Origin of the sequence: Pseudomonas sp. Sample_9 (genome assembly GCF_004307535.1) — a bacterium.
GTDB lineage: Bacteria > Pseudomonadota > Gammaproteobacteria > Pseudomonadales > Pseudomonadaceae > Aquipseudomonas > Aquipseudomonas mercuritolerans.
In genome coordinates, this window is sequence record NZ_RAZO01000509.1 from 17,495 (window position 1) to 30,358 (window position 12,864).

General features: G+C 60.3%; 11 protein-coding genes and 1 pseudogene. 8 read left to right on the top strand and 4 right to left on the bottom strand.

The window, feature by feature from the left end:
• The 5 genes and pseudogenes from D6877_RS30145 to D6877_RS28840 form a co-directional block, all read left to right on the top strand.
• Positions 1–80, top strand: a pseudogene (locus tag D6877_RS30145) (GDP-mannose pyrophosphatase); the annotation flags it as partial.
• Positions 81–227: 147 nt separating this feature from the next.
• Positions 228–1,955, top strand: a complete 1,728-nt coding sequence (ggt, locus tag D6877_RS28825; protein WP_130912882.1) for a gamma-glutamyltransferase — start codon at positions 228–230, stop codon at positions 1,953–1,955.
• A gap of 65 nt (positions 1,956–2,020) precedes the next feature.
• The gene (locus tag D6877_RS28830; RefSeq protein WP_130912883.1) at positions 2,021–2,554 is read left to right on the top strand and encodes a cysteine hydrolase family protein; all 534 of its coding nucleotides are present in this window, start codon (positions 2,021–2,023) and stop codon (positions 2,552–2,554) included.
• Positions 2,555–2,743: 189 nt separating this feature from the next.
• Positions 2,744–3,757: a lysozyme inhibitor LprI family protein gene (locus tag D6877_RS28835; RefSeq protein WP_130912884.1), complete on the top strand. Its 1,014-nt coding sequence runs from the start codon at positions 2,744–2,746 to the stop codon at positions 3,755–3,757.
• A gap of 135 nt (positions 3,758–3,892) precedes the next feature.
• The gene (locus tag D6877_RS28840; RefSeq protein WP_130912885.1) at positions 3,893–4,528 is read left to right on the top strand and encodes a hypothetical protein; all 636 of its coding nucleotides are present in this window, start codon (positions 3,893–3,895) and stop codon (positions 4,526–4,528) included.
• A 40-nt stretch (positions 4,529–4,568) separates the two neighbouring features.
• Here the strand turns inward: D6877_RS28840 and D6877_RS28845 are convergent, their stop codons facing one another.
• Positions 4,569–5,114 carry a hypothetical protein gene (locus tag D6877_RS28845; protein ID WP_130912886.1) on the bottom strand — a complete coding sequence of 182 codons (546 nt, stop codon included), beginning with the start codon at positions 5,112–5,114 and terminating at the stop codon, positions 4,569–4,571.
• Positions 5,115–5,316: 202 nt separating this feature from the next.
• Between D6877_RS28845 and D6877_RS28850 the strand changes: the two genes are divergently transcribed.
• A complete protein-coding gene (locus tag D6877_RS28850) occupies positions 5,317–6,762 on the top strand; it encodes a SulP family inorganic anion transporter (RefSeq protein WP_130888684.1) in 1,446 nt (481 codons plus the stop codon).
• Here the strand turns inward: D6877_RS28850 and D6877_RS28855 are convergent.
• A complete protein-coding gene (locus D6877_RS28855) occupies positions 6,730–8,961 on the bottom strand; it encodes a response regulator (protein ID WP_130912887.1) in 2,232 nt (743 codons plus the stop codon). The two genes, D6877_RS28850 and D6877_RS28855, sit on opposite strands and share 33 nt — an antisense overlap.
• A gap of 187 nt (positions 8,962–9,148) precedes the next feature.
• A complete protein-coding gene (locus tag D6877_RS28860) occupies positions 9,149–9,667 on the bottom strand; it encodes a carboxymuconolactone decarboxylase family protein (protein ID WP_130912888.1) in 519 nt (172 codons plus the stop codon).
• A 131-nt stretch (positions 9,668–9,798) separates the two neighbouring features.
• On the opposite strand from D6877_RS28860, the gene D6877_RS28865 reads away from it, so the two are divergent.
• Positions 9,799–10,614 carry an AraC family transcriptional regulator gene (locus tag D6877_RS28865; RefSeq protein ID WP_130912889.1) on the top strand — a complete coding sequence of 272 codons (816 nt, stop codon included), beginning with the start codon at positions 9,799–9,801 and terminating at the stop codon, positions 10,612–10,614.
• A 3-nt stretch (positions 10,615–10,617) separates the two neighbouring features.
• Here the strand turns inward: D6877_RS28865 and D6877_RS28870 are convergent, their stop codons facing one another.
• Entirely contained in the window at positions 10,618–11,511 is an 894-nt protein-coding gene (locus D6877_RS28870; RefSeq protein ID WP_130912890.1) for a DMT family transporter, read from the bottom strand.
• Between the two features lie 89 nt (positions 11,512–11,600).
• Here D6877_RS28870 and D6877_RS28875 point away from each other — a divergent pair.
• The coding region (locus D6877_RS28875) for a PLP-dependent aminotransferase family protein (protein WP_130912891.1) at positions 11,601–12,864 on the top strand (1,264 nt) is incomplete at its 3' end.

Below are 12,864 nucleotides of genomic sequence, written 5' to 3' on the forward strand. Positions count from 1 at the left end.
CGTTTCAACGCGGCGAGATCTGCGATGCCAAGACCATCATGCTGTTGCAGTACGCGGCGATGAACAACCTCTTCGCTTGATTCGGGCAGGAGCTGCCGACGGCTGCGATGGCTCAGCATACTGGCTGAACGGGGAGGCGCAATACGTAAAGCCGGCCATACTGCTTGTTGCTCCTGAAGCGTTGCCCTGCGTTTGCGCAGTCCCCGAAAACAAAAAGAGATCGACTCATGAAGTACGAACCTTTGGCCAGATCGCTCATTGCGACCTCCCTGGCGCTCAGCTGTCTCATGGCTCACGCGGCATCAGTGGCGCCGGTTGCGGCGGAAAACGGCATGGTGGTCACCGCGCAACATCTGGCGACCCATGTGGGTGTCGATGTGTTGAAAAGCGGCGGCAACGCCGTGGATGCGGCGGTCGCGGTGGGCTATGCGCTGGCGGTGGTCTATCCGGCTGCGGGCAACCTCGGCGGCGGCGGGTTCATGACCATTCAACTGGCGGACGGGCGCAAGAGCTTTCTCGATTTCCGCGAAAAAGCGCCGCTGGCAGCGACCGCCAACATGTATCTGGACAAGGACGGTAACGTCATCCCGGACCTGAGCACCCGCGGGCACCTGGCGGTCGGCGTGCCGGGTACAGTGTCTGGCATGGAGCTGGCGCTGAGCAAATACGGCACCAAACAGCGCAAGGAGATGATTGCCCCGGCGATCAAACTGGCCGAAGACGGTTTCGAACTGCAACAGGGCGATGTCGAGTTGCTTGAGTACGCGACGGATGTGTTCAAGAAGGACATGCGCGATTCCGGCTCGATCTTCCTCAGCAACGGCGAGCCGATGCAGGTCGGGCAGAAACTGGTGCAAAAGGATCTGGCGAAAACCCTGCGGACGATTTCCGACAAGGGCGCCGACGGCTTCTACAAAGGCTGGGTCGCCGATGCCATCGTCACCTCCAGTCAGGCCAACAAAGGCATCATCACCCAGGCTGACCTGGACAAATACAAGACCCGCGAACTGGCCCCGGTTGAGTGCGATTATCGCGGCTATCACGTGGTCTCGGCGCCACCGCCAAGCTCCGGCGGGGTGGTGATCTGCCAGATCATGAATATCCTCGAAGGCTATCCGATGAAGGACCTGGGCTTCCATTCGGCTCAGGGCATGCACTACCAGATCGAAGCGATGCGCCACGCGTACGTCGATCGCAACAGCTACCTTGGCGATCCGGATTTCGTGAAAAATCCCATCGAGCATCTGCTGGACAAGAACTACGCGACCAAACTGCGCGACGCCATCCAGCCGCAGAAGGCCGGCGTGTCGGCTGAGCTCAAGCCCGGTGTAGCGCCCCACGAAGGCAGCAACACCACGCACTATTCGATTGTCGACAAGTGGGGCAATGCCGTTTCGGTGACGTACACGCTCAACGACTGGTTCGGCGCGGGCGTGATGGCGAGCAAGACCGGGGTGATCCTCAATGACGAGATGGACGACTTCACCTCCAAGGTCGGCGTGCCGAACATGTACGGGCTGGTCCAGGGGGAGGCCAATGCCATCGCACCGGGCAAGGCGCCGCTGTCGTCGATGAGTCCGACCATCGTCACCAAGGACGGCAAAGTGGTGATGGTAGTCGGCACGCCGGGTGGTAGCCGGATCATCACCGCGACCTTGCTGACCATGCTCAACGTCATCGATTACGGCATGGGCTTGCAGGAAGCGGTCGACGCGCCGCGCTTCCATCAGCAGTGGATGCCGGAGGAAACCAACCTCGAAGACTTCGCCGCCAGCCCGGATACGAAAAAGATTCTGGAAAGCTGGGGTCACAAGTTTGCCGGCCCGCAGGATGCCAACCACATCGCCGCGATTTTGGTCGGCGCGCCGTCACTGGGCGGCAAACCGGTTGGCAAGAATCGCTTCTACGGCGCCAATGATCCACGGCGTAATACCGGCTTGTCTTTGGGTTACTGAGCGGAGTAAAAGAGGGGCGGGCGCAAGTCCGCCCCATCTCAAGGACTGATCAAGGAAGGCTCGACATGACCACCGCATTACTGATCATCGACGTCCAGCAGGCGCTGTGTGCTGGTGAATATCAGTGCTTTGAAATCGACCGCGTGATCGCCACGATCAACGATCTGAGCCAGCGCGCCCGCGACGCTGGCGTTCCAGTGGTGTTGATTCAGCATGAAGAAAAGGACGGTCCATTCGTGCATGGGGCGGACGGTTGGCAACTGGCTAACGGTCTGCTGACTTCGACGAAAGACCTGCTTGTAGGCAAAACTACCGGGGACTCTTTCTACCAGACCGAGCTCGGCAAGCTGCTGCCCAGCGAGGACTTCGAACGCCTGATCATCTGCGGCCTGCAAACCGATTACTGCGTCAACGCCACAGTGCGCAGCGCGCATTCACTGGGCTACGACATCGTCGTCGCGCAGGATGCGCATTCGACGGTGGATAACGGCAACATGAGCGCCGAGGACATCATTGCCGAACACAACAAGGACTTCGCCGCCCTGACCAGTTCCGTGGCGCGAATCGACGTCAAACCGGCAGCCCAAATCACCTTCTGAACTCACACAAAACCCCTGTGGGAGCGAGCCTGCTCGCGAAAGCGCTGTTACAGCCAACATCAAACCGACTGATATACCGCCTTCGCGAGCAGGCTCGCTCCCACAGGGGGTGAGCAGGCTCTACGACAACGGCGATTTACGGCAGCAGCACTGGCATACTCCCCGCCGCCCGAAGAATGGAATCTCTCGATGTTCGCTATCTCCCTGCGTCACGCCGTGGCGCTGACCTCTCTCGTCCTTGCCTGCACCGCTCACGCCAGCAGTTTCGATTGCACCAGCGCCGCCAGCAAAACCGAAAAAGCCATCTGCAGCGATCCCTACCTCTCAACCCTTGACGACAAGCTCGCCGAGCAATGGCGGACAACGCTGGGCAAAGTTGCCGATCCCAAGGCTCTGAAAACCGACCAACGCCAATGGCTGAAAAACCGCAACGCCTGCGGTGCCCTGAGCGCATGTCTGCGGCGCGAATACCTGATGCGCCTCACCGAGCTCGAACACGCGGTTCAGCCCTTCAGTTGGGATGCCACCTGGCAACTGATTCCGCGCGGCACTTCGACATTGGCGACCGTCGTTACCCAGCGTCGTGATGCCACGCATATCGACATCGATATATCAGCAGGCGAGGGCGCCAATTCTGGCGATCTGACTGGCGTTGCCCGACTTAACGACGCAACTGCCGTTTACGCTCAGGACGCCTGCAAACTCGCCTTCACGCCCATCAATGGCGTACTGAACGTCACGCAAACCGGTGCGGACTCCGACTGCGGCGGAGGCATGGGCGTGTATTACGCCGGTCGGTACGTTGCTTCCGAACAACCGCTGAAGCTGGATTACGATCTGCTCAGCCTCGGTCTGGCTCGCACGCCCGCAGAAGATCAGGCACTGCGTTCGCTGCTCAAGACTGACTACCAGAAACTCGTGGAAACCTCCGGTTCATTGCAGATCGGCGAGGCCTCAAAAGATGTGCCCGATGCTCAGGTGGTAGAAATGTGGATGCGTGGTCTGGGTGGCATCGGCATCCTGATGAGTGCCGACGACGCGCAGGTCTGGCTGATCTTCAAAAGCTACGATGACCGCGGCAAGGAACATCTTCGTTACTACACCAATGCGCAGCAGTGGAAGCAGAAGCTCCCTGATGTTCTGCAAGCCTGGTATGAGCGCTTCAAAAACAATGGAACGTCGGAACTGGAATTCATGCCCTGACCATGCTCGAAGCTTCGATGCGAACTATTTTTTCCCTTCAGCCTTTTCATAATCGATTGCTGTCTCTAGAATCCGCCCGCTTCTGCGATGGAGGCGCATTGCCATCATCTGGTAATCATCTGAGGGACGGACATCATGCAATTCGGGAAAATGCTGGCGCTGGGGCTGGTTCTTGCGCTGGGCGGTTGTGCCAGTTTCACCAAAGACGAAGTGGCCCCGGTGACACTGCCGTCGATGGCCAACTACGCCAACAAGCCAAACGTCTACGTCGATTTCGACTTTTACCAGGGCGAACCGAAAAGTGCCTCGGCAGTGGAAGTGCCGCAAGCGCGCGATCAACTCAAGCCACAGCTGCAGAAGATTCTTGCCGATTCCGGCCTGTTTGGTCGGGTCACGCTGGACGAATTCGAGAAACAGCCGGGTGACTACAGCCTGCGTCTGAAAATGTACAACCATCCACCGAACGCCGGTTCCATGGTGCTGGCCTTCATCAGTGGTTTGAGCATGATGATCATCCCGGCCTACGGCAGCGATCAGTACACCCTGAGCCTGGAAGCGCAGGATGGGCAGGGTCAGGCCGTGACGACGGCGAGCAACCACGACGCCGTGGGCACCTGGATCGGCATCTGGTTCATTCCGCTGATGGCCAACACGCCGAAGGACGCGGTGAACGACACCTTCACCCGTCAGGTCAATGCGCTGCTCAAGCAGATGGTTGATAACAACAACCTGAAGTACTCGGCACTGGACGCCGGTATTCCCCGGGCATGAAGCCAAAAAAGAGCCGCAATCGCGGCTCTTTTTTTGTCGGTTACTTCAGCGCCTGGATAAATTTCGGATCGCTGTACAGCTCTTTGAGCAAATCACGCAGCATCGGGTTGTAGGCGTTGACCGCGTTCGGGATCGCGATGAAACCGAAGAAGCTGCTGCTCCACTGGCTGCTGACATCTTTGGTCGCGTCGTACACCACATCACTGCCGTTGAGCAGAGTGAAGCGTGCAGCGAGCTGGCCGTCGCCTGTGCCCATCCCGGCGGACAGGTTGTTTTTCACCACAAGAACCTTTAACTGACGCTGAGCCTGCGGGTCGAGCAGACCGGCCTTGCGCAGTTCTTCGGTGATCGCGTCCTGAATGTGCGCCGGGATGCTGCCGGACGGCGAGCGGACAGGGTTGGCGCGAACTACCAGAGAACCTTCGCCTGATTCGGCGGTGACCTGCGGATTGCTGATCGCATTCAAAGGCGGGGTCTGCTTGAGCTTCTGAACGTTTTCATAACTCGGCTCGTAGCGGGTCATGGTCATACCACAACCTTGCAGCAGCAGCGCCAGCATCGGGATCAACAGCAGAGACTTCTTCACGGCAATACCTTGCACAGAACATAAGGGGGTGCGAATTATGGGCAGAGTGCCATCATTGAGCAATCAGGTTTTCCATTTCCAGCCCGCGCCAACCGATGTCAGTGTTTCACTGGCCCGAGGCCGAACAATTCCGTAACATTCGCCTCCCTCTTTTTTCGCGAAAACAGCGGCCGTGCTCGACGGCCGCTCTGTCAGGTAAGCCATGAAACCGATTCGTCTGCGCGCCGATGTCCTCGCCGGACTCACCACCTCGTTCGCCCTGTTGCCCGAATGCATTGCTTTCGCGCTGGTCGCGCATCTCAATCCGCTGATGGGCCTGTACGGCGCGTTCATCATTTGCACGCTGACAGCGTTGTTTGGCGGCCGACCGGGCATGGTTTCCGGTGCGGCGGGTTCGATGGCGGTGGTGATCGTCGCGCTGGTGGTGCAACACGGCGTGCAATATCTGCTGGCAACGGTGCTGCTCGGTGGTCTGATCATGATGGCGTTCGGGCTGTTGCGCTTGGGCAAACTGGTGCGCATGGTGCCGCATCCGGTGATGCTCGGTTTCGTCAACGGCCTGGCGATCATCATTGCCCTGGCGCAACTGGAGCACTTCAAAAGCGGCGAGCACTGGCTCAGCGGTACGCCGCTGTACCTGATGACCGGGCTGGTGCTGCTGACCATGGCCATCGTTTACATCCTGCCGCGCCTGACCAAAGCGGTGCCGCCGGCGCTGGTGGCGATCCTTGGCGTCGGCCTGCTGGTTTACCTGTTCGGTTTGCCGACCCGCACCCTCGGCGACATGGCGCACATCGCCGGCGGTCTGCCGACTTTCGCCATGCCGGACATTGCGTGGAGCCTGGAAACCCTGCGCATCATCGCCCCGTACGCGATCCTGATGGCGATGGTCGGCCTGCTGGAAACCCTGCTGACGCTGAACCTGACCGACGAAATCACCGAAACCCGTGGCTATCCGGATCGTGAGTGCGTGGCGCTCGGCGCGGCGAACATGGTGTCCGGCGCGTTCGGCGGCATGGGTGGTTGCGCGATGATCGGCCAGACCGTAATCAATCTCAGCTCCGGCGGGCGCGGGCGCTTGTCTGGCGTGGTTGCCGGGGTGCTGATTCTGTTGTTCATTCTGTTTCTGTCACCGCTGATCGAGCGTATTCCGCTCGCCGCGCTGGTGGGGGTGATGTTCGTGGTGTCGCAGCAGACCTTCGCCTGGGCTTCGTTGCGAGTGATCAACAAGGTGCCGCTGCACGATGTGCTGGTAATCATCGCCGTGACCACCATCACCGTGTTCACCGACCTGGCCACGGCCGTGCTGTGCGGGATCATCATCGCCGCGCTCAATTTCGCCTGGCAGCAGGCCCGCGAACTGTACGCCGATGAACATCTGGAAGCGGACGGCAGCAAGCTCTATCGCCTGCACGGCACGCTGTTCTTTGCCTCGACCACGCCGTTTCTCAACCAATTCGATCCGGCCAACGATCCGGCCAAAGTCACTCTCGACTGCCGACACCTGAGCTTTGTCGATTACTCGGCGATTGCCGCGTTGAAAACCCTGCGTGAGCGCTACGCCAAGGCTGGCAAGCATCTCCAGGTGTTTCATCTGTCGGAGCGCTGCAAAAAATTACTCAAGCGCGCCGGCGTCGATCACGACTGAAATCGCGGGCGTTGCATCCTTGAGCCAGGTCTTGCCGAGAATTCGCGAGACCTGTTCGGCGGAGTAGGGCTTGGCGAGAAATTCGAAACCTTCGTAACCGCTGCGGGCCAGTTCTTCGCTATAGCCAGAGGTCAGAATCACCGGCAGATCGGGACGGCGCTGGCGCAACTCCTTGGCCAATGCGACGCCGGTGATGCCCGGCATTACCACGTCGGAAAACACCGCATCGAACGCCATGGCATCGCCGCCGGCCAGTTGCAGGGCTTCTTCGGCGTTGGTCGCCCACGCGGTTTCATAACCCAGATCCTGCAGAATCTGGTTGGCGAAACGGCCAACCTCCAGATTGTCCTCGACCACCAGCACCCGACGTCTTTCGCAGGCCGGCTGCACCTCGCCATCGTCCTCGGTATCGTCGAGTTCAGCCTCGTCCGCCGGCACTTGCGGCAAATACAAGGTGAACTCAGTGCCTTGGCCAATCACGCTTGAAACATCGACGTTGCCACCCGATTGCTTGGCGAAGCCGAACACCTGCGACAGCCCCAGACCCGTGCCTTTGCCGACAGCCTTGGTGGTAAAGAACGGTTCGAAGATGTGTTCGAGGGTGTGTGCGTCGATGCCGGCACCGGTGTCGGCCAGGGCAATCGACACGAAATGGCTGCTGGACCCAGCGTGGCCGCGAATCGGCGGCAGCGCTTTGTGGCACTCCAGGCGCAATTTCAGTTCACCCTGACCATTCATGGCGTCGCGAGCGTTCAGGGCGATGTTGATCAACGCGGTTTCAAACTGGCTTAGATCGACGCGGATGTAGCAGGGGTGATCCGGGCGCTCGACGCACACGTGAATCTGCGCGCCGGTGACCGATTCGAGCATCTCGCCAATATTGGCCAGCCGTTCGCCGGCATCGACCACCTGCGGATTGAGCGGCTGACGGCGAGCGAAGGCGAGCAACTGGCTGGTCAGTTTGGAGGCGCGCTCGACCGTATCGGAAACCGCGCGCATGTAGCGCTGGCGGCGTTCTTCCGGCAGGTTGGGCTGGCGCAGAAAATCCACCGACGAACGAATGATCGTCAGCAAATTGTTGAAGTCATGGGCGACGCCGCCGGTCAATTGGCCGATGGCTTCGAGCTTCTGCGACTGGCGCAACGCCGACTCGGCCTGGGCCAGACGCAGGCTGCGCTCTTCGACCCGTTGCTCCAGCGTGGCATTGAGTTCGGCCAATGCAAGCAGGCCCTCGCGCACGTTGGCATCGGCGCGCACCCGTTCGATGTGCGCCCAGCAACGTTCGGTGACTTCGCTGAGCAGCGCCTGTTCGAAGCTCGACCAGACACGCGGCACTTTGTCGTGAATGGCCATTAACGCGGTAAGACGACCTTGCTTGATCAGCGGCACGCAAATGGTGGCGGTGATGCCTATGCCCTGAAAGGTCGCTGATTCCTCCGGCGGCAATTCGCTGCGGTTGTCGTGGATCACCAAAGGTTGACCCGCGCGCAGGAGACGTACGGCTTTCTCGCCGAAATCGCGCAAACGATAGTGGCCGACGATGCTCGGCGAACCCGGCGCTGCATAGTCGCCGCGAATGGTGAAGCCGTCTTCGTCGGCATCCATGTCGGCGTAAGCGCAATTGGACAGGCGCAGTTGCTCGACCATCAGCCGCGTGCTCGCCGCCAGGATTGCTTGCGCATCCGTGGCATTGGTCACCGCTTCGCCGATGGCATCGAGGACCGCCAGGCGTCGGTTGAGATAAACGGTCTGGGTGGTCTCGGTGACGGTGTCGATCATGCCGACGACATTGCCGTGGGAGTCACGAATCGGGCTATAGCAAAAAGTGAAGAACGCCTGCTCCGGGCCTTTGCCGCGTTCGATCTGCAGAGCGAAGTTTTCGATGTAAGTGGCCTGACCGGAGTACGCGGCCTCCGCAATCGGGCTGATCTCGTCCCAGGCTTCCTTCCAGATGTCGCTGAAAGGGCGTCCCAACGCGTGCGGCTTGTCGCCGAGAATCGGTACGAAGGCGTCGTTATAGAGAGTGATGAGTTGCGGGCCCCAGACGATCGCCTGAGGGAAATGCGAGGCGAGACTGAGCGAGACAGTGGTCTTGAGTACATCGGGCCAGTTTTCCAACGGGCCGAGGGGCGAATTCGCCCAGTCGTGATGGCGGATCTGCCCGGCCATCTCGCCGTTGTCTTGCAACCAGTCTGTCATGGGGTTCGTGTCTTTCCGGGGCATTTGTCTGAGAACAAAGACCTGCGCACAGGCTGTTTGGTTTCAGCGCACCAGACACTGTTTGCGCTGCGAATTATTCTGACGTACATCATGGCAGCAAAAAACAGCGGTGGCGAAAAGAGCGTCTTTTCGCCACCGGTTTTATCCGCGGATCGTGAGCGACTGCTCAGGCCTCGACGGCCGGGAAGTCAATGTCGGTCAGCGCCGTGTTGTTCAGGTAGTTGGTCAATGTCTGCACGGCCACCAGGGCAATCACTTCGATGATCTTGCGGTCATCGATACCGGCAGCGCGGGCAGCGGCCAATTGTTCATCGCTCAAGTGGCCACGGGTTTCGGTCAGTTGGCGGGCGAGGGTGGCGTAGGCATTCAGTTCGCCGTGACGTGCCGCGATGATGTCCTGCGCCGACAGCCCGGCTTTGCCGGCAAACACGGTGTGTGCGGACAGGCAATAGTCGCAACCGTTGACCTGCGAAGTGGCGAGGTAGATGGCTTCTTTCTCTTTGCCGCTCAATGAGGTCTTGCCGAGGATGGCCGAGGCTTGCAGGTAAGTGTCGAATGCAACCGGCGCCTGGGCGAGGGTGGTGAAGACGTTGGGCAGGAAGCCGATTTTTTTCTTTACGCCTTCCAGTGCGGGACGGGTGGCGTCGGTGGCGGTGTCGAGGCTGATTGCAGGGATGCGGCTCATGGTGATTCTCCGAAAATCCGCGGCGAAGTGCAGCGGCGATGGAGAGATCTTAGGGGCTGCCAATGGCGCTTTGGCGGCAAATCGTCGAGGATATGCGGCAGATCGTCCAGATATGCCTTCGGGAGTCAGCCATGGATCGCCTTTCCACATTACTCAGTCATTTCGGTGTGAACGCCGGCACCTTCCATAGCGGCGCGTTTTGCGGCGTGAGCGTTCACGAAGGCGAACCGGTCGGCCATGTGCATGTTCTGCAAGCCGGGGCGTTGCTGCTCAAACCGGGCAACGAGCGGGAAATTCGCCTGGAAGAACCGTCGCTGATTTTCTTTCCCCGGCCGTTCACCCACCGGATGTCTGCCGATGAGGCCATGGCCAGCCAGGTTGTCTGTGCCTCGCTGACCTTCGACGGTGGCTCGGGCAATGCCCTGGCCGCCGCGTTGCCTGACTATCTGGTATTGAAACTCACCGACATCCCGCAATTGCGCAGCACCCTTGACTGGCTGTTCAACGAAGCTTTTGAAGGACATTGCGGGCGCGTGGCGGTGATGGATCGCCTGTTTGAACTGCTGGTGATTCTGCTGCTGCGCCATCTCATCGGCAGTCGTGATCAGCAACCGGGCATGATGGCCGGGCTGGCGGATCCGCGGGTGTCTCGCGCCTTGAACCTGATCCACGAGCAGCCGCACAAGCCTTGGAGTGTGGCCGATCTCGCGGCGGCGGCGAACCAGTCCCGCGCCGGTTTTGCCGAGCAGTTCCGCCGCGTGGTCGGGCAGACGCCGGCCGATTATCTGTTGAGCTGGCGCGTCAGTCTTGCGCAGAAACGCCTGCGCGAGGGCCGGCCGATTGCACTGATTGCCGAGGAGGTTGGATACGAAAGTCCGTCGGCGCTGGCCCGGGCGTTTCGGCGCAAGACCGGGCTCAGTCCTCGGCAATGGAAAGCCGAACACTGAACATTACCTGGCGAATTTCTTCGCTCCGGCCACGCAAAGAATCACCCCCAGCGTGACGCCGAGCATGCCGACACTGACCTGCTCATGCAGCAACGTCGCCGCCAGTGCCAGACCAAAAAACGGCTGCAGCAACTGCAACTGCCCGACCGCTGCGATTCCACCTTGTGCCAGACCGCGATACCAGAACACGAAGCCGATCAGCATGCTGAACAGCGACACGTAAGCCAGGCACATCCACGCCGAAATGCTGATGTCGGCGAACGAGGCGGGCGCCAGCCATAGGCTCAGCACTGTCATCAGCGGTAACGACAACACCAGCGCCCAGCAGATCACCTGCCAGCCACCGAGGCTGCGTGACAGTTTCGCGCCTTCGGCGTAACCGAGGCCGCAAACCAGGATCGCCGCGAGCATCAGCAGATCCCCGGTCGGCGAGGCGCTCAGTCCCTGGGACAGGGCGAAGCCAACCACCAATGCGCTGCCCAGGATCGAGAAGATCCAGAACACCGGCCGTGGCCGCTCACCGCCACGCAACACGGCAAATATCGCCGTGGCCAGCGGCAGCAATCCTACAAACACGATCGAATGCGCTGACGTCACGTGCTGCAATGCCAGCGCGGTCAACAGCGGAAAACCCAACACCACACCCAGCGCCACAATCAACAGCGACAGCCACTGATGGCGCGACGGTCGCTGTTGCTTGAACAACAGCAGAAGTCCGACCGCCAGTGCGCCGGCGATCGCTGCTCGCACCACGGTCAGAAACACCGGATCGAATTCCAGCACCGCCAAACGTGTGGCCGGCAGTGAACCGCTGAAGATCAGCACGCCGATCAAGCCGTTGATCCAGCCACTGGTTCTTTCCAGCGAGGGGTTGTTTGCAGTCGATGTTGTGTCCATGTCGGTGGCACTCAAGAAGTGGCTTGTGTCGCTGCGATCCTAGGGCCGAGAATCAGCACAATCAAAAAATTGTCATGGATACAGCCGACATGCCGCGTTCCCGTTACAAGACCCTGGTTGACCGCTATGCGGCAGACATTCGTGGCGGACGATTGGCGCCGGGCACGCGACTGCCAACGCATCGGCAGCTGGCGAGCCAGGAAGGACTGGCACTGGTTACCGCTTCACGGGTTTATGCCGAGCTTGAAGCGATGGGCCTGGTCAGTGGTGAAGCCGGGCGCGGCACGTTTGTCCGGGAAACGTCGCTGGCGCCGGGGCAGGGCATTGATCAGAAAGATGTCGCGGTCGGCATGATCGACCTGAATTTCAACTATCCCTCCTTGCCAGGTCAGGCTGAACTGTTGCGCACGGCGTTGCGTCAACTGGCGTTGTCCGGTGATCTGGAAGCCCTGCTGCGTTATCAACCCCACGCCGGGCGTGCCCACGAACGCGCCTCGGTGGCGCGACATTTGTCGACACGCGGCGTGGCGGTTGAAGCCGACCAAGTGCTGATCGTCAACGGCGCTCAGCAAGGTTTGGCGGTGACGCTGATGGCTCTGCTCAAACCCGGCGATGTGATTGCCGCCGATGCGCTGACCTATTCGGGATTCAAGGTGCTGGCCGACGCGCTGCATCTGGAAGTGCTGGCGATCCCGATGACGGAGCACGGCCCGGATTTGCCGGCACTGGACAGACTCTGTTGCCAGCGTGCGGTGCGCGCCGTATACAGCATGCCGACGCTGCACAATCCGCTGGGCTGGGTCATGCCACTGGAACAGCGCGAACGATTGGTGGCGATTGCCCGCCGCTATGATCTGACACTTATCGAAGATGCGGCCTACGCGTTTCTGGTCGAGAACCCGCCATGCCCGTTGATTGAACTGGCACCGGAACGGACGTTTTACGTATCGGGCCTGTCGAAAAACATCGCCACCGGATTGCGGGTCGGCTTCATTGCCGCGCCGCTGCCTCAAGTGCCTGCACTGGAACGGATCATTCGCGCGACGACGTGGAACACCCCCGGGGTGATGACCGCCATTGCCTGTGGTTGGCTCGATGACGGCACCGTCACCGTGCTTGAAGAGCAGAAGCGCAGCGATGCCATGGCTCGACAGGCCTTGGCCGCCGAGGTGCTGAAAGGGCTGCGCTACATTGCTCATCCGGCTTCGTATTTTTTGTGGCTGCCGTTGCCGGAAGACGTGCGTGCCGATCAGATCGTGGTGGAGTTGATGCAGCAGCAGATTTCGGTCACCAGCGCTGAGCCGTTTTCGCTGTCGGCCCATACGCCCCATGCGATTCGTCTGGCGCTCGGCT